This window comes from Stenotrophomonas sp. NPDC047960 (assembly GCF_043204395.1).
Taxonomy (GTDB): Bacteria; Pseudomonadota; Gammaproteobacteria; order Xanthomonadales; family Xanthomonadaceae; genus Stenotrophomonas.
On sequence record NZ_JBIDBX010000004.1, the window covers coordinates 283,554 to 303,039 of the forward strand.

General features: G+C 67.0%; 16 protein-coding genes and 1 riboswitch. Of the genes, 9 read left to right on the forward strand and 7 right to left on the reverse strand.

Annotated elements, in window-relative coordinates; translation table 11 throughout:
* Nucleotides 1-99: 99 nt before the first annotated feature.
* On the reverse strand, nucleotides 100-3,678 hold the full coding sequence (locus ACGFZ3_RS11205) for an ATP-binding protein (protein ID WP_392920645.1): 3,579 nt from the start codon (nucleotides 3,676-3,678) through the stop codon (nucleotides 100-102).
* A gap of 142 nt (nucleotides 3,679-3,820) precedes the next feature.
* Here ACGFZ3_RS11205 and ACGFZ3_RS11210 point away from each other — a divergent pair, with 142 nt between their 5' ends.
* From ACGFZ3_RS11210 to ACGFZ3_RS11220, 3 genes are read left to right on the forward strand one after another with little or no spacing between them, the layout of a single operon-like run.
* Nucleotides 3,821-4,519: a YceI family protein gene (locus ACGFZ3_RS11210; RefSeq protein ID WP_392920648.1), complete on the forward strand. Its 699-nt coding sequence runs from the start codon at nucleotides 3,821-3,823 to the stop codon at nucleotides 4,517-4,519.
* Nucleotides 4,516-5,088 carry a cytochrome b gene (locus tag ACGFZ3_RS11215; protein ID WP_392920652.1) on the forward strand — a complete coding sequence of 191 codons (573 nt, stop codon included), beginning with the start codon at nucleotides 4,516-4,518 and terminating at the stop codon, nucleotides 5,086-5,088. The genes ACGFZ3_RS11210 and ACGFZ3_RS11215 overlap by 4 nt, the downstream gene beginning before the upstream one ends.
* Nucleotides 5,089-5,090: 2 nt before the next feature.
* The gene (locus ACGFZ3_RS11220; protein ID WP_392920655.1) at nucleotides 5,091-5,666 is read left to right on the forward strand and encodes a YceI family protein; all 576 of its coding nucleotides are present in this window, start codon (nucleotides 5,091-5,093) and stop codon (nucleotides 5,664-5,666) included.
* Nucleotides 5,667-5,711: 45 nt separating this feature from the next.
* Here ACGFZ3_RS11220 and ACGFZ3_RS11225 read toward each other — a convergent pair whose 3' ends face one another.
* The gene (locus tag ACGFZ3_RS11225; RefSeq protein ID WP_392920977.1) at nucleotides 5,712-5,939 is read right to left on the reverse strand and encodes a glutaredoxin family protein; all 228 of its coding nucleotides are present in this window, start codon (nucleotides 5,937-5,939) and stop codon (nucleotides 5,712-5,714) included.
* A gap of 86 nt (nucleotides 5,940-6,025) precedes the next feature.
* Here ACGFZ3_RS11225 and ACGFZ3_RS11230 point away from each other — a divergent pair, with 86 nt between their 5' ends.
* A complete protein-coding gene (locus tag ACGFZ3_RS11230) occupies nucleotides 6,026-7,408 on the forward strand; it encodes an L-serine ammonia-lyase (RefSeq protein ID WP_068853685.1) in 1,383 nt (460 codons plus the stop codon).
* Nucleotides 7,409-7,457: 49 nt separating this feature from the next.
* Nucleotides 7,458-8,456: an alpha/beta fold hydrolase gene (locus tag ACGFZ3_RS11235; protein ID WP_392920659.1), complete on the forward strand. Its 999-nt coding sequence runs from the start codon at nucleotides 7,458-7,460 to the stop codon at nucleotides 8,454-8,456.
* Between the two features lie 27 nt (nucleotides 8,457-8,483).
* On the opposite strand, the gene ACGFZ3_RS11240 is transcribed toward ACGFZ3_RS11235, so the two are convergent.
* Genes ACGFZ3_RS11240 through ACGFZ3_RS11250 form a run of 3 tightly spaced genes read right to left on the reverse strand, consistent with a single transcriptional unit; the run spans nucleotide 8,484 to nucleotide 11,817 of the window.
* Nucleotides 8,484-9,551: a homoserine dehydrogenase gene (locus ACGFZ3_RS11240; protein WP_392920662.1), complete on the reverse strand. Its 1,068-nt coding sequence runs from the start codon at nucleotides 9,549-9,551 to the stop codon at nucleotides 8,484-8,486.
* A complete protein-coding gene (locus tag ACGFZ3_RS11245) occupies nucleotides 9,548-10,792 on the reverse strand; it encodes an O-succinylhomoserine (thiol)-lyase (protein WP_392920665.1) in 1,245 nt (414 codons plus the stop codon). Before ACGFZ3_RS11245 ends, ACGFZ3_RS11240 begins: the two co-directional genes overlap by 4 nt.
* Complete coding sequence (locus ACGFZ3_RS11250) at nucleotides 10,789-11,817, reverse strand: homoserine O-succinyltransferase (RefSeq protein WP_392920668.1); 1,029 nt, start codon at nucleotides 11,815-11,817, stop codon at nucleotides 10,789-10,791. Before ACGFZ3_RS11250 ends, ACGFZ3_RS11245 begins: the two co-directional genes overlap by 4 nt.
* A 78-nt stretch (nucleotides 11,818-11,895) precedes the next feature.
* Nucleotides 11,896-12,015, reverse strand: a riboswitch (SAM riboswitch).
* 144 nt (nucleotides 12,016-12,159) lie between these two features.
* On the opposite strand from ACGFZ3_RS11250, the gene ACGFZ3_RS11255 reads away from it, so the two are divergent.
* The 4 genes from ACGFZ3_RS11255 (at nucleotide 12,160) to ACGFZ3_RS11270 (ending at nucleotide 17,873) form a co-directional block, all read left to right on the forward strand.
* Complete coding sequence (locus tag ACGFZ3_RS11255) at nucleotides 12,160-13,050, forward strand: M23 family metallopeptidase (RefSeq protein ID WP_392920671.1); 891 nt, start codon at nucleotides 12,160-12,162, stop codon at nucleotides 13,048-13,050.
* Nucleotides 13,051-13,125: 75 nt separating this feature from the next.
* The gene (locus ACGFZ3_RS11260) at nucleotides 13,126-14,730 is read left to right on the forward strand and encodes a peptide chain release factor 3 (protein WP_392920674.1); all 1,605 of its coding nucleotides are present in this window, start codon (nucleotides 13,126-13,128) and stop codon (nucleotides 14,728-14,730) included.
* Between the two features lie 57 nt (nucleotides 14,731-14,787).
* Nucleotides 14,788-15,426, forward strand: coding sequence for a hemolysin III family protein (locus ACGFZ3_RS11265; RefSeq protein WP_392920980.1), 639 nt, complete (start codon nucleotides 14,788-14,790; stop codon nucleotides 15,424-15,426).
* 464 nt (nucleotides 15,427-15,890) lie between these two features.
* A complete protein-coding gene (locus tag ACGFZ3_RS11270) occupies nucleotides 15,891-17,873 on the forward strand; it encodes an AsmA family protein (RefSeq protein ID WP_392920677.1) in 1,983 nt (660 codons plus the stop codon).
* A gap of 181 nt (nucleotides 17,874-18,054) precedes the next feature.
* Here ACGFZ3_RS11270 and ACGFZ3_RS11275 read toward each other — a convergent pair whose 3' ends face one another.
* Both ACGFZ3_RS11275 and ACGFZ3_RS11280 read right to left on the reverse strand, forming a co-directional pair.
* Nucleotides 18,055-18,486 (reverse strand): CBS domain-containing protein, encoded by a 432-nt coding sequence (locus ACGFZ3_RS11275; protein ID WP_392920680.1) that lies wholly within the window; start codon nucleotides 18,484-18,486, stop codon nucleotides 18,055-18,057.
* The gene (locus ACGFZ3_RS11280; RefSeq protein WP_392920682.1) at nucleotides 18,446-19,465 is read right to left on the reverse strand and encodes a glycosyltransferase family 2 protein; all 1,020 of its coding nucleotides are present in this window, start codon (nucleotides 19,463-19,465) and stop codon (nucleotides 18,446-18,448) included. The genes ACGFZ3_RS11275 and ACGFZ3_RS11280 overlap by 41 nt, the downstream gene beginning before the upstream one ends.
* Nucleotides 19,466-19,486: the final 21 nt, after the last annotated feature.

The window sequence follows — 19,486 nt, forward strand, 5'->3', positions numbered from 1 at the left end:
TAGGGCCATCGCGACCAGGGCGCATCCGCGCACCCGTAAATACGTCACATAGCGGCGAATCAAACTTTGGATTGATTTTGCTGATTTCTGATACGCAGCCTATGGAGAGGCCGCTGTCCCCGACGGGCTTCGGCGGCTGGCGAACGCCTGCGAGATCGCCGCCACCAGCAGATCGCCGGTCACCGGCTTGCGCAGGAAGCCATCAAACCCGGCTGCCAGGACCTGTTGCTCGGCGTAGGCATCGGAACGTGCCGTCACCGCGATCAGCGGCAGCGCGTAGCCCATCGCGCGCAGCTGCCCGGCGATGGCGATGCCGTCCAGCGCGGGCAGGTCCAGATCAAGCAGGCCGACATCGAAACGTCCGGCAGCTACTTCCGACAATGCCGCCAGCCCATGCAGGGCATGCACGACACTGTGTCCGCGGGCCTGCAGGAGGCCGGCGATGACATCGGCCACGGTGGCATCATCTTCCACCAGCAGTATCCGCAGCGGCGGCAGCGCAATCGGCGCGCCATGCGGCGGCGCATGCGGGGCGGCACCCTGGCGCTCACTCCACGGCAGCGGCAGGTGCACGGTGAAGCGGGCGCCCTGTCCGGGTTGGCTGTCGATGGCGATGCGTCCGCCCATTGCCACGGCAAGCTCCTGGCAGATCGCCAGGCCCAGGCCACTGCCACCATAGCGGGACGCCGTACGCGGGCCGTCCGCCTGTTCGAAACGGTGGAACAGACGCTGCTGCTGGTCTTCGTTGATGCCCGGCCCGGTGTCGGTGACCTCCAGGGCAATACCGCTGCCTCCCGGCACCAGCTCGACACCCAGACCGACGTGGCCGTGTTCGGTGAACTTGATCGCGTTGCCGAGCAGGTTCATCAGGATCTGGCGCACGCGCATCTCGTCGCCGCTGACCTGCACCGGGCCGGACAGGTTGAAGCTGCGTTCGAACGCCAACCCGCGGTGATGCGCCATCGGCTCCATGAGGGTTTCGACCTGGGCCAGCATCGACATCAGGTCAAACGGTCGGATGTCCAGTTCGAGCCGACCCGCTTCGATCCGGGCCAGGTCCAGGGCGTCATTCACCAGCCGCAACAGATGGGTGCCGGCGTGCTGGATGGACGCGGCGTAGCCGCGCTGCAGCTCATCCAGCGGGGTGGCCAGCAGCAGCTCGCTCATGCCCAGCACCCCCGTCATCGGTGTGCGCACCTCATGGCCGAGCGTGGCAAGGAACCGGCTCTTGGCCTGGGAAGCCTGTTCGGCGATCTGCTGTTTGTGCACGGTCAGCTGCCATTGCTGGCGGCGCCGCAGCCGGGCGCGGGCAAATGCCGCCACCGCTGCCACCAGCAGCAGCCACAGCATCACGTAGCCCAGGATGGCCCAGCTGCTGCGCCACCACGGTGGCTGCACCTGCACACTGATCGTGCGTGACGGTGTCCACTCTCCATGCGCGGTCGCTGCCTGCACGTCGATGGCGTACTGGCCCGATGGCAGCCGCGACAACAGCCGTTCGCCATCGGCATTCTGCATCACCCAGTTCTGGTCGTAACCGGACACGCGGTAGCGGTAGCGGTTGCCCATCGGGCTGGCATATGACAGCAGGCGCGCCGAAATGATCAGGTCGCGGTCCCCCGGGCCCAGCACCAGTGGCGCATTGACCGGCAGCGACTGCTGGCCTTCGGCGTCATCGCGGCGCACCTGGATGTTGTCGATGACCAGCTGCGACGGCGGCAGCACGCTGTCTGCTGCGTTGGGGTCGAACCCCACCAGGCCGGTGGCGGTGACCGCCAGTGCCCGGCCATCGGCTGCGGCCACCGGCGGACGTCCACTGAATTCGCTGTCGGGCAGTCCGTCGCGTTCGCCGTACAGGCGCAGGCGGCGCTCGCGCGAATGCCAGCACACCAGGCCTCGCGGCGTGGTGGCCCAGACCTGGCCGTCGCGGCCCAGGATCAGCCCGCCCACGGACACGGGTGGCATGCCCTGCGCAGCCCCGACGCGCTCGCGCAGGGTCATGCTCAGCCCGTCCCAGCGGTAGCGCTCCAGGCTGCCCTTGCGCGCCATCCAGACCTCATCGGGGCCGGACCAGGCCATGTCGTAGATGTTGCCGGGTGTGATGCCCGGCACCCGTTCGAACCGATCTTCCTGCCAGCGCAGCAATCCCAGCTCGCCCATGTCCCCCATGATCCACAGCTGGCCGCGCGGGTCGAACAGCATCTGCTCCACCGGCACCTCGACCAGACCGCGGCCGTCACCGATGCGGATGTCATCAAGCAGGTTGCCCTGCCCGTCACGACGCTGCACCCCGTAGTTCATGATCGACAGCCACAGGTCGCCATTGGGCGCTTCACGGATCAGATCGATGCGTTGGCGGACATCCGCACCGCCCCCGATTTTCCACTCGCGCAGCTGTCCGGTGCGGGGCTGGAACAGCCCCAGCCTTCCGGCCCGACCGAGCCAGAGCGCACCATCGGCGCGCGCGGACACCGACCAGACCGCACCCACGCCGAGCTGTTTGTCCGTGGCGATCTGGCGCAGGCGCCCGCCGGCGTCCAACCGGTACACACCATGCGCCCCGGCCACGTAGTAGTCGTTGCCTGCCGCGGCAGCGCCGAGCAGGTACACGCTGTCCAATGGCTTGCCATCAAGCTGGTACCAGGTGGAGAAACGCTTCCAGTCCGGAGGGAGGTAGGCCAGCCCCTGGGTCAGCATGGCCACCCACAGGCCGCCTTCATGGTCCTGCAGCATGTCCAGCACGCCGCTGCGCTCGGTGAGGAAACCACTTCCGGCATCGCCGGCCAGAAGCCGCAGCTGTGTTTCGTCGCCGCGGTACAGACCGTCGGCCGTGCCCAGCCAATACCCGCCGTTCCGGTCATGCACCACCGATGCGGCGCGCACGTCGGCGCCAAGCGTCCACGGTGCCGGGCGGGCGCTGCCATCGCTGTCGATCCGGAACAGCCCCCCTTCGGTACCGGCCCAGACGGTGCCATCGGGGTCACGGCTCAACCGGAACACGCTTTTCCCCCCCAGCACAGCCGGGGCGATCCGGGTGAAGCCACGCCCATCCCAGCGCGCCACGCCACTTCCGGTGCCCACCCAGACACGTCCCTGCGGATCGGACAGCAGGCTGTAGATGGTGTCGTCGGGGAGCGCGGCTGGATCGGCGGCATTGGCCTGGTAGCGCACCAGCGTTCCGTCTTCCTCCCGCCGGCAGATGCCATGGCGATTGGTACCGATCCACAGCGCCTTGCCCGCGTACGCCAGCGACCAGAACTGCCCCTCGCACCGCTCGCTGAGGTCGGGAAACCGTTCGAAGCGTTCGCGGCCCGGTCCGAGCACGCTCAGGCCAGCGCCGTTGCTGCCCACCCAGACCCGATCAAGCGGATCGACCAGCAGTGTTTCGATCTCGTTGCCGGGCAAGGAGCCGGGATCGTCGGGTTCATTGCGCCAGACCCGCAGACCGACGCCGTCGATGCGGGCCAGGCCATCATCGGTGGCGGCCCAGATATAGCCCTGCCGGTCCTGCGCCAGCGCCAGCACCATGCGTGAGGGCATGCCTTCGGCAGCACCAAGGCGGCGCATGCGCGGTGTCTCTGCCGATGTCCCTGCGGCCCACAACGCCGTCGGCACCCCATACAACGCCAGTGCCAGCAGCACGATGCCTGCCCGCCAACTGCGCGTGCTGAACGCCATCGAGTTCTCCCTGTTGCCCGGGATTGTCACACAGTGCGCTGCACAGCGCCCCCGCCGCAGCCCATGGCGCGCACCACGATCTGTTGCAGCCATGGTGCTGCCAGGCATCACGGACCAGCGCGTATGATCGGCCCAGCCCTGAATGGAGCCGGCCGTGACCAAGCGCCTGACCCTTGCCCTGATGTTGTGCACCGCCCCCTGGGCGGTGAGCGCTGCGCCTGACACCTACCGCCTCGACCCGGTGCATACGCGGGTGCTGTTTGCGGTCGAGCATGCGGGTTTCTCGCAGGCGTTGGGCACGGTATCGGGCAGCGAAGGCGTGCTTTCCTTCGATCCCGACGACTGGACCAGCGCTGCGCTGACGGTCAGCGTGCCGCTGCAACGCCTGGATCTTGGCGATGACAAATGGAACAAGGCTGCCCTGGCGCGCAATCTGCTCGACGCCGAACGCCATCCCGAGGCGCGTTTTGTTTCCACCCGCATCGAGCCGGTGGACGCCACCCATGCACGGGTGATCGGCGAGTTGACCCTGCGTGGCGTGAGCCGCGAAGTGGCGCTCGATGTCACGCTCAACGCGGTCAAGCGCCACCCGATGCCTCCGTTCCGCCGCACTGCTGGCTTTTCCGCCACCGCCACGCTCAGCCGCAGTGCGTTCGGCGTGGATGCGTGGCCGTCGATGATCGGCGACCAGGTCCAGCTGCGCATCGAAGCGGAGGCCCTGCGCGACCGCGGCGCCACCGATCCGCAGGACACACCGTCCGTCGGCGAACCGGGAACTCCCGACCCGATCGACGGCTCGGACACCCCATCTCCTTCGCCAGCCCGGAAGCGCTCGCCATGACCACCCGAAATACCCATGACCGCTGGGGCGGTGTCAGCCAAGCCCTGCACTGGCTGATCGCCCTGCTCATCCTGCTGCTGGGCATCGTCGGCCTGACCATGGGCGAACTGCCGCGCACCCCGAAGTATTTCTGGGTCTACACCGCGCACAAATCGCTGGGCATCACGGTGCTTGCATTGGTGGCGCTGCGCCTGGGCTGGCGCCTGTACGCGGGCGCGCCCGAACCGGTGCCCGGCACGCCGACCTGGCAGGAACGCATCGCCTCCGCCACCCACTGGCTGCTGTACGTGCTGATGTTCGCGCTGCCGCTGTCCGGCTGGATCTACGATTCGGCCAGCGGCCTGCGGCCGTTCCGCTGGTTCGGGCTGGTCGACGTACCCAAGCTGGTCGCCCCCAGCGCTGATGCGCGCGACATCTCCCATGCCATCCATGAGTGGGGCTTCTGGCTGCTGATCGCCGTGGTGGTCGCGCATGCCGGCGCCGCGCTGTACCACCACCTTTTCCAACGCGACGCCACGCTTGCGCGCATGCTGCCGCAGGGTTGGCTCGCCTCCCCCCAGAAGGACTGACGATGAACATCAAGCTCACTTCCCCCGCCGCCGTGGCTGCCGCGCTGGCCGGCCTGATGGCCACCGCGCCGGTGCTGGCCGCCGATTACGTGCAGGCGCCCGGCCCCGGCTCGCACCTGGCCTTCGCCACCAAGTACGACGGTGAAGTGTTCGCGGGCAGCTTCCCCGGCTTCTCGACCAAGGTCAGCTTCGATCCGGCCAACCCGGCCGCCGGTACGCTGGACGTGACCATTCCGCTGGCCAAGGCAACGTCCGGCAACAGCGACCGCGATTCCACCCTGCAGGGGGCAGAGTTCTTCAACGTGGCCAAGTTCGCCACCGCGACGTACACCGCAAAGGGCTTCACCAAGACCGGCGACAACAAGTACGTGGCCAATGGCACGCTGGCGCTGCGCGGGGTGAGCAAGCCGGTCATCTTCACCTTCGAGTGGAAGCCCGGTGCCAACCCGGTGCTGACCGGCAAGGCCACGGTCAAGCGCCTGGACTTCGGTGTTGGCGGCGGTGACGACTGGAAGGACACCAAGACCATTCCGGATGACACCGCGATCAGCACCGTGGTCAAGCTCCAGGCGAAGTAACTGCCTGGTCGAGGGACAGTCCGTGGTGCCGGCCAACCGCCGGCGCTACCGGTGGTTGCTCATCCAGGCCGACAGGGTGGCGGCATCGAAGGGCCAGTCCAGCTCCCGGCCCTGCCCGTCGCGCAGTACCGGGACGCGGCTGCCGTAGCGGGCCTCCAGGGCCGCGTCATCGTCGATGAACACACTGTCCAGCCCGGAAACCCGGGCCTGGGCCAGGACTGTGAGGGCCCGGTCGCAGAGGTGGCAGTCATCGCGCTGGTAAAGGATGAACATAAGGTCGATATGTTGCGTTGCAGCCAGGGTGGCGGGCGCGGACAGCATAGAATAGTGCTCCATCCGATACCCGCAGTTTGGCACTCATGGCTGTCAGCACGTTCGACGTTTTCAAGATCGGCATTGGCCCGAGCTCCTCGCACACCGTAGGACCGATGAAGGCCGCCGAACGCTTCGTGCACCGCTGGCTGCTGGACCCGGGCTGCCTGCAGGATGTGGTGCGCATCCGCGCCGACGTCTATGGCTCACTGGCGTTGACCGGCCGCGGCCATGGTACTGACAAGGCCGTGCTGCTGGGCCTGGAAGGCCAGCGCCCGAACCTGATCGATCCGGACATCATTCCCGGCACGCTGGAGCGGATCCGCAGCAGCAAGCGCATCCGGCTGATGGGCACCCATGAGATCGCCTTCGACGAGAAGCGCGACCTGGGCCTGAACAAGCGCCAGAAGCTGCCCTACCACACCAATGGCATGCGCTTTACCGCGTACGACGCGCAGGACCAGGTGATCGCCACGCGCGACTACTACTCGGTGGGGGGTGGCTTCGTAGTCAACCAGGATGACGCGGCCGATGACCGCATCGTGCCCGATGAAACCCCGCTGCCCTACCCGTTCAAGAGCGGCGACGAACTGCTGGCGCAGACCGCGCGCAGTGGCCTGAGCATTGCCCAGCTCATGTTCGAGAACGAGAAGTGCTGGCGCAGCGAGGACGAGATCCGCGACCAGCTGCGCGAAATCTGGGACGCCATGCAGCAGTGCTGCGCCCGCGGCATCCGCCAGGAAGGCACCCTGCCCGGCGGCCTGCATGTGTCGCGCCGCGCCCCGGCGCTGTACCGTGAGCTGTCGTCCAAGCCGGAAGCGGCCATGCGCGATCCGCTCACCACGCTGGACTGGGTGAACCTGTACGCCCTGGCGGTCAACGAAGAGAATGCCGCCGGTGGCCGCGTGGTCACTGCGCCGACCAACGGCGCGGCGGGCGTGCTGCCGGCGGTGCTGCATTACTTCGACCGGTTCTGCCCCGGTGCCAACGAGCAGCGCGTGTTCGATTTCCTGCTGACCTCGGCCGCGATCGGCATCCTGTACAAGGAAAACGCCTCGATTTCCGGTGCCGAGGTCGGCTGCCAGGGTGAAGTGGGCGTGGCCTGTTCGATGGCCGCCGGTGGCCTGGTCGCGGCGCTGGGGGGCAACCCCAGCCAGATCGAGAACGCCGCCGAGATCGGCATGGAGCACAACCTGGGCCTGACCTGCGACCCGATCGGCGGGCTGGTGCAGATCCCCTGCATCGAGCGCAATGCGATGGGCGCGGTGAAGGCGATCAACGCCTCGCGCATGGCCATGCGCGGTGACGGCAAGCACAAGGTGTCGCTGGACAAGGTCATCAAGACCATGCGCGATACCGGCCGCGACATGCAGGACAAGTACAAGGAAACCAGCCGCGGCGGCTTGGCGGTCAACGTCATCGAGTGCTGATCGGCCGCGCGGGCGGTTATCCTCGGGGCTCCCCCTACCGGAGACCGCCATGCGCATCCTGGCCGCCGCCCTGCTTGCCTGCCTGCCCCTGACCTCGTTCGCCGCCGACACCTACGATGCGCGCCTGCAGGCCTTCGACTACGGCTGGCCGGTCAAGACCTTCAGCTTCGATTCGCAGCGCCAGCCGCTGGAAATGGCCTATCTGGACGTTCCGCCGGAAGGGGTGCCGATGGCCGGCACCGTGGTGCTGCTGCATGGCAAGAACTTCTGCGCGGGCACCTGGCGCGACACGATCAAGGCGTTGAGCGCTGCCGGCTACCGGGTGATCGCCCCGGACCAGATCGGCTTCTGCAAGTCCAGCAAGCCGCTGCGCTACCAGTACTCGTTTGGCCAGCTGGCCGCCAATACCGAAGCGCTGCTGGCCCACCTCAAGCTGGACAGCAGCAAGGTCGACCTGGTCGGCCATTCCATGGGCGGCATGCTGGCCACGCGGTTCGCGTTGATGTATCCGCAGCAGCTGCGCCAGCTGGCACTGGTCAATCCGATCGGGCTGGAAGACTGGAAGGCCAAGGGCGTGCCGTGGCGCAGCGTGGATGCGTGGTATGCCAACGAACTGAACACCAGTTTCGAGAGCATCAAGAAGTACCAGCTTGACGTCTACTACAGCGGCCAATGGACGCCCGAGTACGAGCATTGGGCACGGATGCAGGCCGGCATGTATGCGGGCCCCGGCAAGCAGGCCGTGGCCTGGAGCCAGGCGCTGACCTCGGACATGGTGTTCAACCAGCCGGTGGTATACGAACTGCCCAACGTGCGGGTTCCCACCACGTTCTTCATCGGCCAGAAGGACCGCACCGCGATTGGCCGCGACCTGGCCTCACCCGCGTTGAAGGCCACACTGGGCGACTACCCGGCGCTGGGCAAGGCCGCCACTGCCGCCATTCCCGGCGCGACCCTGGTGAGCTTCGACGACCTGGGGCATTCGCCACAGGTGCAGGATCCGGAGCGGTTCAACGCCGCCTTGTTGAAGGCGTTGAAAGGAGTCTGACCTCGTAGGGACACGCGTGGCGTGTCGCTACGCCCGGATGATCTGCAGGACGTCGTCCAAGAGCGCCGCCGCGGTGACGTCCGCACCCGCACCCGGGCCTTGGATCAACAACGGCTGCACGTTGTAACGGTCGCTGTGGATCGCCACACGGTTGTCGGTCTGGGCGCCGCCGGCCAGCGGGTGGTCCAGCGGGACGATACGCAGGCCTACCGTGGCGTTGTCGTGGTCGAAGCCGCCGATGAAGCGCAGGCAGCCGTTCTGCGCGGAAGCCTGCTCCCAGTGTCGCTGGAGCGGCGCATCCAGCAACGCCAACTGTTTGATGGCCTCGGTGGCCGGCAGCGCCGCCAGTGCGTCCGGCACCAGTGAGTTCACGGCCACCTGTTCGGCGCGCAGCGCGATGCCGCTGGCGCGGGCAAGAATCAACAATTTGCGGCGCACATCCTCGCCGGACAGGTCCACGCGCGGGTCCGGCTCGGTGTACCCGGCGACCGCCGCCTCGCGCACCCATGCCGAGAAGGGACGCTGACCGTCGTAGTGATGGAACAGCCACGCCAACGACCCCGACAGCACACCTTCCACGCGGTGGATGCGGTCGCCGCCGGCGACCAGCCCGCGCAGGCTGCTCAACAGCGGCAGCCCTGCGCCGACCGTGGCGCTGTCGCCGTAACGGGCACCACCGTCGAGCCCGCTGCCGGCAATGGCCTGCGCACGCGCCAGCTGTGCGCCCTGCCCCAGCTTGTTTGCGGTGACCACATGCACGCCGCGGGCCAGCCACTGCTCGTGCCAGTTGGCCACCTCGTCGCTGGCGGTGGCGTCCACCACCACGTCCCCGCGCTGCAGGCCTTCGGCTTCGGCCCAGGGTTGCAGCGCCGGCACCGTGCGCGCGGCATCGTTGGCGCGCGCCAGGGCCTGCGCCGGCTGCTGTTCGCAGGCGCGTGCCGTGCGCGAGTTGGCCAGCCACGAGAACTGCGGCAACTCGACGCCTCGTGCCTCGAGCGCCTGGTAGCGCTGCACGAACGCAGTACCAACGGTGCCCGTACCCAGCAACGCCAAGCGACGTGGCGCCGATCGCGCGAAAGGCAGTACCACGCTCATGCGTCCACCAGCCTGCGCTGCGCCAGCTGCGCCTGGCGGTCGATCACCGCCCGGGCCCGCTCCAGGCCGGCCTGCAGGTCAGCGACCAGGTCTTCGGCGGCTTCGATACCCACCGACAGGCGCAGCAGGCCCTCACTGATGCCCGCATGGGCGCGGGCCTCGGCGGTCATCGCCGCGTGGGTCATGGTGGCCGGGTGCGCGACCAGGCTTTCCACCCCGCCCAGCGATTCGGCCAGGGTGAAGCAGCGCAGGCCATCCACGAACGCACGCACCGCAGCGTGCGGGTCATCGCCCGGGCACGAGGCCAGTTCAAACGACAGCATCGCGCCGAAGCCACTCTGCTGGCGGGCGGCGATGGCATGGCCGGGGTGCGAGGCCAGTCCCGGATAGTAGACGTTGGCCACCGCATCGCTGGCGGCCAGCAGCTTCACGATGTCGGCGGTGTTTTCCTGGTGCACGCGCAACCGCGCACCGAGCGTGCGCAGGCCGCGCAGGGTCAGGAAGGCGTCGAACGGCGACCCGGTCAGGCCCAGCGCGTTGGCCCACCACACCAGCTGCTCGTGCAGCGCCGGATCGCGCGCGACCACGGCGCCCCCGACCACATCGCTGTGCCCGTTGATGTACTTGGTGGTCGAATGCAGCACCACATCAGCACCGAAGGCGATCGGCTGCTGCAGCGCCGGCGACAGGAAGGTGTTGTCGACCACCACCTTGGCACCGGCACGGTGCGCGGCATCGATGACAAAGCGCAGGTCGGTGATGCGCAGCAGCGGGTTGGACGGGGTTTCGATCAACACCAGCGTCGGCGACTGCGCCAGCGCGTCGGCCAGCGAGCGCGGGTCGGTCAGATCGGCGGTGACCAGCTGGAAATGACCTTTCTTCGCCAGCGCATTGAACAGGCGCCAGCTGCCGCCGTAGGCATCATGCGGCACCACCAGGGTATCGCCCGGTTCCAGCAGCGCGTTGAGCACCAGGTTGATCGCGCCCATGCCGGTGGAGGTGATCACGCCGCCGGCGCCGCCCTCGAGCTCTGCCAGCGCCTCGCCGAGCAGGTCACGGGTCGGGTTGCCGCTGCGCGTGTAGTCGTACTGGCGCTTGTTGCCAAAACCATCGAAGCTGAAGTTGGACGACAACACGATCGGCGGAGTCACCGCCCCATGCGCGGTATCGCGATCGATACCGGCGCGCACGGCGGCGGTGACACGGCTACAGGTCGGCTCGGAACCGGCGGACTGGCTCATGCGTTTTCTCCCGGGGTACGAAATGCGGTGGCGAGGATTGCGTCGATGCGATCGGTTTCTTTCAGGAAGGCGTCGTGGCCATAGGGCGAGCGCAGCACGCGCAGGCTGCCGCGGGGGCCCAGCCCTTCGACCAGGCCGACCAGGTCGGCCAGTGGCACCAGGCGGTCGCCTTCAACGGCCACCACCACGGTGGGCACGCTGATCGCGGCAGGATCGATGCGGTGCAGGTCGATCGATTCGGACAGGCGCAGGTAGGCTTCAACCGGGGTGCGCGCGACGTACTGCGCGCCAGCGGCATCGAGGTAATCTTCGGCCGCCACGCGGACACGCCCGTTGACCACTTCGGGCGGCGCGTCAAAGCGCTCGCCGAACTCTTCCGGTGTGCGGTAGCTGAGCATGGCGAACTGGCGGGCGAGCGCCAGGCCGTGGCTTTCGCCGCACTGCAGCTGGCCCAGCGCAACCGCGCGGCGCTGCAGCGCGCGCCAGGCGGCGGCATAGGGATGCGGGCGATGCGCGCCGCTGACCGCGACCAGCTTGGCCAACCGCTGCGGGTGGCGCACCGCGAACTGCTGGCCCACCAGCGCACCGTAGGAGTAACCCACGAAGCACTGCAGCTGGGCGATGCCGAGGTGATCGAGCAGCAGCGCCAGCGCATCGGCCTGGTCGGCGGTGTCGATCGGCAGGTCCAGTGCGCCGTCGGCGCCAATGAAATCAAACGCCAGGATGCGGCGCGAGGCCGGATCCAGCGCGCGACCGGGCGCTACAAGGCCCTCTGCCCAGCCCTTCTCGGGAAACTCGGCGTTGGCGGCCACATGCCGGTGTGCGGAAATGCCGCCCGCCAGCACCACCACCGGCGCCTCGGCACGGCCCACCAGTTCGTAGCGCAACCGCACCGGGCGCGCCCCGCCGTGACGCATCGACAGGATCGCGGCGATCTCGCCGCGCACGGCGCTGCGCCCGGCATCAACGGGAACGCTCAAGGAGGCGAAGGAGTCGGAAGCAGCGGCGGCAGTGGCGAAACTCATGGCGGTATCCAGAAGAGGAAAACGGCCATCGAGCTTTCGCGGAGCTCGCGTTCGAAGCGCACGCACGGTGCACGGTTCGAACCATCTTTCGGAAGACACCACGGTCCCCGCAGGATTTGGCACCTACGCAGGTCGCTTGCGCGTCTGCGGGCTGCCCCGGCTTCAAAGGGCCTGTCCCTCTGCCGGTCTCGATGGTGGAGCCACGATGCCAGCACATTCCGGGCATGTCAATCCTTTCATCTGGATGAAGCGATATAGTTTTTTCTCATCAGCCTGCAGCCCCCTCTTTCCTGAACGAACCCGGTTGCGTAGAGTCCGCGCACCCTTACTGGAAGTTCGCTGATGCGCCCGATCCTGCTGCTCACCCTGCTGGCGTGCCCGTTCATGGCACAGGCCGCTGAACCGAACGGTGCAGCGGACTGGCGCGGCGGCTGGGGATTGGTGCGCCCGGCCGACCAGGCGCCGCAGGGGGCCCGAAGCGGAACGCTGGCCTCTGTGAAGCTCGAAGGCGGTGCCGCGTACTGGCAGGCGCGGGTCGACAACCACCTCACCGGTCCGGTGCAGATCGCCCTGCGCCAGGACGCCGGCGCCGCGCTGCTGCCCGGGCTGCCCCTTCAAACCGTGCTGCCCGGCTCGGCCAGCGTGGTGGTGGCACGGCTGCAGCTGCCACCGGATACCGAACGCCTGAACCTGCTGCTGGACGCGGTCCCGGGCGACCCCGCTGCGCGGCCACAGGACGTGGCGTACCAGCTGCCCTTCGATGCCCGCCGGTTCCAGGTGAGCCAGGCACCGCAGGGGCGGTTCAGCCACACAGACGCGGAAAACCACGATGCCGTGGACTTTGCCCTGCCCGAGGGCACGCCTGTGCTGGCCGCCCGGGCCGGCAAGGTGATGCAGGTACAGGGCAACTTCAGCGGCAATGGGCAGGACCCGGCGCGCGACCGTGAGCGCGCCAATTTCATCCGGGTGCTGCATGAAGACGGCAGCATGGCCGTCTACGCCCACCTGCGCGAAAACGGGGTACTGGTGCGCAGCGGGCAGCGGGTCGAGGCAGGCCAGCGCATCGGCGTGTCCGGCAACACCGGCTACAGCACCGCCCCGCACCTGCATTTTGTGGTGCAGGCCAATGCCGGCATGCAGTTGCGCTCGATACCGGTGCGGATCGTGGCCCCCCAGGGCGAGCTGCACTTCGCGCGTGAACAGGCCGACAGCGGTGAAGCGGCCAGCCACTGAACCGCCAGACAGGGCGGCCCGGTATACTGGTGGGCTCATCTCCATGAAAAGCGCCCCGGGCGGGCGCGTCACGCCATGTCCGAAGTCGCTACCGAAGCTGCGCGCCGCCGCACCTTCGCCATCATTTCCCACCCTGACGCCGGCAAGACCACGCTGACCGAAAAGCTGCTGCTGTTCGGCGGTGCGATCCAGATGGCCGGCTCGGTCAAGGGCCGCAAGGCTGCCCGCCATGCCACTTCGGACTGGATGGCGCTTGAAAAAGAGCGCGGCATCTCGGTCACCTCGTCGGTGATGCAGTTCCCGTACGAAGGCAAGATCGTCAACCTGCTCGACACCCCCGGCCACGCCGACTTCGGTGAGGACACCTACCGCGTGCTCACTGCGGTGGACTCGGCGCTGATGGTGATCGACGTGGCCAAGGGCGTGGAAGAGCGCACGATCAAGCTGATGGAGGTGTGCCGGCTGCGCGACACCCCGATCATGACCTTCATCAACAAGCTCGACCGCGAAGGCAAGGAACCGATCGACCTGCTGGACGAGGTGGAGAGCGTGCTGGGCATCCAGTGCGCGCCGGTCACCTGGCCGATCGGGATGGGCCAGCGCCTGAAGGGCGTGGTCCACCTGATCAGCGGCGAGGTGCACCTGTACGAACAGGGCCGTAATTTCACCCGGCAGGATTCGACCATCTTCCCGTCGATCGATTCCCCCGGCCTGGCCGAGAAGATCGGCGCGGGCATGCTGGCCGACCTGCGCGATGAGCTGGAACTGGTGCAGGGCGCCAGCCACCCGTTCGACCTGGACGCTTACCTGGCGGGCCGGCAGACGCCGGTGTTCTTCGGTTCGGGCGTGAACAATTTCGGCGTGCAGCCGTTGCTGGACTTCTTCGTGGAGCATGCGCCGTCACCGCAGGCACGCGCCACCACCGGCCGTGAGATCGCACCGCAGGAGAACAAGCTGACCGGCTTCGTCTTCAAGATCCAGGCCAACATGGATCCGCAGCACCGCGACCGCGTGGCGTTCATGCGGGTGTGTTCGGGCCGCTTCGTGGCCGGCATGAAGACCTTCCACGTGCGCACCGGCAAGGAAATGAAGCTGGCCAACGCGCTGACCTTCATGGCCAGCGACCGCGAAATCGCCGCTGAGGCATGGCCGGGCGATGTGATCGGCATCCACAACCACGGCACCATCTCCATCGGCGACACGTTCACCGAAGGCGAAGCGGTAAGCTTCACCGGCATTCCGAACTTCGCACCGGAACTGTTCCGCCGCGCGCGCCTGCGCGATCCGCTCAAGCTCAAGCAGCTGCAGAAGGGCCTGGCACAGCTGTCCGAAGAGGGTGCAACGCAGTTCTTCCGCCCGCTGATGAGCAACGACCTGATCCTTGGCGCGGTCGGTGTGCTGCAGTTCGACGTGGCCGCCTATCGGCTCAAGGACGAGTACGGCGTGGAAGCCAGCTTCGAGCCGGTCAGCGTGACCACGGCGCGCTGGGTGACCTGCGACGACGCAAAGAAGCTGGAAGAATTCCGCGAAAAGAACGCGGGCAACCTCAGCATCGATGCGGCAGGCCAGCTGGTCTACCTGGCTCCGACCCGGGTCAATCTGCAGCTCGCGCAGGAACGCGCGCCGGACGTGCGCTTTGCGGCCACCCGCGAGGCGGCGCACAGCGTATCGGTCGCCTGACCTGGCGAAACCGGCGATGATAGGGGGGAGCGGGCTCCCCCTCCCCGCGCGACGATCATCGCCATGACCTCTGTTGCTTCCGTACGTGAAGAAATCGCCAGCGCCCTGACCCACGGACTGGGCGCGGTGGCGGCACTGGCCGCCAGCGCGGTACTGATCACCCTGGCCGCGATCCATGGCGATGCCTGGCAGCTGGCCAGCGCGATCGTATTCGGCGTGGCCCTGCTGCTGCTGTACACGGCCTCGACCCTGTACCACGCGATCCAGCACCCGATCGCAAAGGGCCGCCTGAAGGTGTTCGACCACTGCGCGATCTACCTGCTGATCGCCGGCACCTACACCCCCTTCACCCTGATCGGCCTGCGCGGCCCGTGGGGCTGGGGGATGTTCACCGCGATCTGGGCGCTGGCACTGGCGGGGGTGATCTTCAAACTGTTTTTCACCGGCCGCTTCAAGCTGCTGTCCACGATCATCTACATCGCGATGGGCTGGATGGTGCTGGTGGCGATCAAGCCGATGTGGTCCCACATCGACGGCTGGACCCTGGGCTGGCTGTTCGCCGGCGGCCTGTCCTACACGCTGGGTACCTACTTCTACCACCGCGAATCCATCCCCTACTCCCACGCAATCTGGCACCTGTTCGTCATCGGCGGCAGCGTTTGTCATTTCGTCGCTGTTACTGCGCAGATTCTTTGAAGCAACTGCAACTGCAAGAGCAACAGCTGGTTGCCGGTTGCTCACTGGTTTGGGGCGGTGTGGGTGGGTTGCCGGGACACGCCGCAAGTACGTCCGTGCAGGCTCGTTCGCACCATCCATGGCGCTCTACGGTCCCGTCAACCCACCCACACCACCCCTTCGACTTCTGGTCGGCACGCAAGGAAGATCAAGAGCACAGAGCTCTGCTTTACCCACCGCTGAGAAATTGCTGAGGGGGCGGGCGGGGGTAGCCCATGCCGGGACCGTAGAGCGCCATGGATGGCGCGAACGAGCCCCCATGGATGGGTTTACGGCGTGTCCCGGCATGGGCTACCCCCGCCCGCCCCAGCATGTATCAATGAATAGCAAGCGCTCCAGCTTTGGCTTTGGCTTTGGCGCCACACTGACGCGATCCTTACCAATGCTTCGCGTTACCTGCACGATGAACGGGCAAGGATGGGTGAGTGAATACCGTCCCCGCGCCTACGCCTGATACGCCCTCCTCCCGCTCACGCTGGCGTCTGCGCCGCCCCGGCAAGCGCGGACAGCGCTGGCTGGCGGTCCTGGTGTTCCTGTTCGCGCTGATCCTGCTGGTGATCGCGCTGTGGGACTGGAACTGGTTCAAGGGCCCCGTCGAACGCGCCGTGCAGGCCAAGACCGGCCGGGAATTCCATATCGGGGGCAATCTGGATGTCGATCTCGGGCGCACCCTTACCGTGCGCGCCGATGGGCTCACCTTTGCCAATGCCGAATGGTCCAAGACCCCGCGAATGGCCAGCGCCGACCGCGCCGAGATCGACCTGCGCGCCTGGCCCCTGCTGCGCGGCAATATCCGCATTCCCGAAATCCGCCTTACCCGCCCCGACCTGCTGCTGGAAACCGCGCCTGGCAAGGACCAGCCCGGCAACTGGGATTTTCTTGGGCCCAGCGATGGCGAGCCGCCCGTCCTGCAACGCCTGCTGGTCGACGATGGCCGCCTGAAATTCCTTGATGCCGCTGGAAAGACCGACATCCTGGTCGCCATTTCCAGTGGCAAGCCGCGCACTGCCCACAGTGCACCGCCGTTGCTCGTCAGCGGCAAAGGCCGCTGGCAGGGCAACCCGTTCACGCTGGCGGGCAACACCGAATCGCCGTTGGAACTGACCAACAGCGATCATCCGTTCCGCATCCATCTGGATGGCCGTGCCGGCAGTACCCGCGCCATTGCCAGCGGCACCCTGACCAACCCGTTCGCGCTGCGCACCTTCGATCTTGATTTCGCGCTGAGCGGGCAGGACATGGAAGACCTGTACCCCCTGATCGGCCTGGCCATCCCCTCCACACCGCCGTATCGCCTGAAAGGCCGCCTCAAGCGCAACAACGATGTCTGGCGGTACGAGAACTTTACCGGGGTCGCCGGCGACAGCGACCTGGGTGGTACCGCGCAGATCGATGTCAGTGGAGAGCGGCCCTTCCTCAAGGCCGACCTGGTATCCAAGCGCCTGGACTTCGATGATCTTGCCGGCTTCGTCGGCGCACCGCCCAAGACCGGCGCCGGCGAATCAGCCAATGCCGAACAGAAGGCCAAGGCCGCCGCGCTCGCGGTGAAGGCGCGCGTGCTTCCGGACACCCCGTATGATCTCAGCAAGCTGCGCGCAATGGATGCCGATGTGCACTGGAAAGCGCAGCGCATCAACTCCCCGGCGCTGCCGCTGGACGACATGGACGCGCACCTGAAGCTGGACGATGGCCTGCTGCGTCTGGAACCGCTCAACTTCGGCGTGGCCGGCGGCGACATCCGCAGCACCATCCGCATGGATGCGCGCAAGCCGACCATCGCCACCCAACTCAAGGCCAGCATCCGCAAAGTGCAGCTGGGCGGGCTGTTCCCCGACGCGAAGCTTGCCGAGCAGGCCTCCGGTGGCATCAGTGGTGAGATCAACCTCAGCGGCAGCGGCAACTCCATCGCGTCCATGCTGGGCAGCTCCGATGGCGGTGTTGCGGTGGGCATCGGTCGCGGTCACGTCGGCAACCTGATCATGGAACTGGCCGGCCTGGACGTAGCCGAATCGCTGAAGTTCCTTTTCACCGGTGACAAGCAGATTCCGCTGCGCTGCGCATGGGGAGATTTCGGCGTGAAGCAGGGCCTGATGACCTCGCAGCAGCTGGCGTTTGATACCACCGATACGCTGATCCTTGGAGAAGGCACGGTGGACCTGAAGCAGGAAAAGCTCGACCTTCTGCTGCGCCCCCGTCCAAAGGACATCAGCATCCTGGCGCTGCGTTCGCCGCTGCGCATCGGCGGCACGTTCAAGGATCCATCGTTCCGGCCTGACTTCAAGGCACTGGGGCTGCGTGGTGCGATCGCGCTCACGCTGGGCAGCATTGCCCCGCCGGCGGCGCTGCTGGCCACGATTGAAACCGGGCCGGGTGAGGATTCGAATTGTGGTGGTCGTTACGCGAAGTAAACCCCGCGTAGGGACTGTCAAGAACATGGATGTTTTTGACAAGCCTCCATGGATGGATTCACGGCGTGTCCCGTAGAGGGCTGCCCGTCGGCCGCCCCAGCACGGAACGACTGAAACGCTGCTCTTCGAGTGCATCGACCAACGGTCGATGCCTACCGGCGACATCCACGCCACTGGCAGCTCAGCCGGCGACGATGTACTGCTGCAGCTGGTCCAGCTTCCGAGCCTGTTCGTCGATCACCGATTTCACCAGGTCGCCGATGGAGATCACGCCGATCACGCCGCCGCTGTCCACCACCGGCAGGTGGCGGATGCGGTAGTCGGTGACCAGTTGCAGGCAGTGTTCCACCTGCTCTGACGGCGCAACCGTCACCACCTTGGCGGTCATGATGTCGCTGACCTTCGTCGACCGCGACGAGCGGTCATGCAGCACGATCTTGCGCGCATAATCGCGCTCGGACAGGATGCCGACCAGGCTGCGGCCGTCCATCACCAGAACGGCGCCGATGCCTTTGTCGGCCATCAACCGAATCGCGTCGATCACGGCCGACTCCGGGCCTACCGCGAAAACCTCAGGGGACTTGCCTTCCAACAGCTGCCGTACCGTGGCCATCTCGCTGCCCTCCACCGATGGGATGCACGGCCGAGTCTGCCACGAACGGTGCATGCCAGGTGTCAACCAGATACAGCGGCCGCTGCTTGGACTCCTCGTACAGCCGGCCCAGGTACTCGCCGATCAGCCCCAGCGCGATCAGCTGCACCCCGCCCAGGAACAGGATCACCGCCATCATCGTGGGGTAGCCGGCCACCCGGTCGCCGTACAGTGCCGCCTTCACCACTACCCACAGCCCGAAAACGAACGCGACGCTGGCCGTGGCCAGCCCCAGGTAGGTCGCCGCGCGCAGCGGTACCGTGGAGAAACTGGTGATCCCTTCCAGTGCGAAGTTCCACAGTTTCCACAGCCCGAACTTGCTGTTGCCGACCATCCGCGCGTGCCGGTGGTACGGCAGCGCGACGCGGCGGAAACCCACCCAGCCGAACAGCCCTTTCATGAACCGGTGGCGTTCACGCAGCTGACCCAGCGCCTGCAGCGCGCGCGGTGACAGCAGGCGGAAATCTCCGGTGTCGGCCGGAATCGGAATCCTGGACATCCGGCCTATCACCCGATAGAACGCCGCCGCCGTGGCGCGCTTGAGCCAGCTCTCGCCATCGCGCACCTGGCGGGTGCCATATACGTTGTCATACCCCTGCCGCCACAGCGCCACGAACTCCGGAATCAACTCCGGCGGGTCCTGGCCATCGGCATCGAGGATCATCACCGCACCGCCGTCCACGAAGTCCAGCCCGGCCGTGAGTGCCGCCTCCTTGCCGAAGTTGCGCGACAGGCGCAGCACGCCCACGCGATCGTCGGCCGCCGCCAGTTCCAGCATGACCTGCCAGGTGGCATCGGTGCTGCCATCGTCGACATATACGATCCGGCCCTCGATACCCTCCAGACCATCCAGCACCGCGCGCAGGCGCGGCTGCAGCATCGGCAGCGCCAGGGCTTCGTTGTGGGCGGCAATGACCAGGGTAAGGCGTTCGTCTGACATGCCCGGATTGTAGCGGTGCGC

Coding starts and splice junctions, on each gene's coding strand:
- ACGFZ3_RS11205 (WP_392920645.1), bottom strand. CDS start 3,678: ATGGCGTTCAGCACGCGCAGTTGGCGGGCAGGCATCGTGCTGCTGGCA.
- ACGFZ3_RS11210 (WP_392920648.1), top strand. CDS start 3,821: ATGGAGCCGGCCGTGACCAAGCGCCTGACCCTTGCCCTGATGTTGTGC.
- ACGFZ3_RS11215 (WP_392920652.1), top strand. CDS start 4,516: ATGACCACCCGAAATACCCATGACCGCTGGGGCGGTGTCAGCCAAGCC.
- ACGFZ3_RS11220 (WP_392920655.1), top strand. CDS start 5,091: ATGAACATCAAGCTCACTTCCCCCGCCGCCGTGGCTGCCGCGCTGGCC.
- ACGFZ3_RS11225 (WP_392920977.1), bottom strand. CDS start 5,939: ATGTTCATCCTTTACCAGCGCGATGACTGCCACCTCTGCGACCGGGCC.
- ACGFZ3_RS11230 (WP_068853685.1), top strand. CDS start 6,026: ATGGCTGTCAGCACGTTCGACGTTTTCAAGATCGGCATTGGCCCGAGC.
- ACGFZ3_RS11235 (WP_392920659.1), top strand. CDS start 7,458: ATGCGCATCCTGGCCGCCGCCCTGCTTGCCTGCCTGCCCCTGACCTCG.
- ACGFZ3_RS11240 (WP_392920662.1), bottom strand. CDS start 9,551: ATGAGCGTGGTACTGCCTTTCGCGCGATCGGCGCCACGTCGCTTGGCG.
- ACGFZ3_RS11245 (WP_392920665.1), bottom strand. CDS start 10,792: ATGAGCCAGTCCGCCGGTTCCGAGCCGACCTGTAGCCGTGTCACCGCC.
- ACGFZ3_RS11250 (WP_392920668.1), bottom strand. CDS start 11,817: ATGAGTTTCGCCACTGCCGCCGCTGCTTCCGACTCCTTCGCCTCCTTG.
- ACGFZ3_RS11255 (WP_392920671.1), top strand. CDS start 12,160: ATGCGCCCGATCCTGCTGCTCACCCTGCTGGCGTGCCCGTTCATGGCA.
- ACGFZ3_RS11260 (WP_392920674.1), top strand. CDS start 13,126: ATGTCCGAAGTCGCTACCGAAGCTGCGCGCCGCCGCACCTTCGCCATC.
- ACGFZ3_RS11275 (WP_392920680.1), bottom strand. CDS start 18,486: ATGGCCACGGTACGGCAGCTGTTGGAAGGCAAGTCCCCTGAGGTTTTC.
- ACGFZ3_RS11280 (WP_392920682.1), bottom strand. CDS start 19,465: ATGTCAGACGAACGCCTTACCCTGGTCATTGCCGCCCACAACGAAGCC.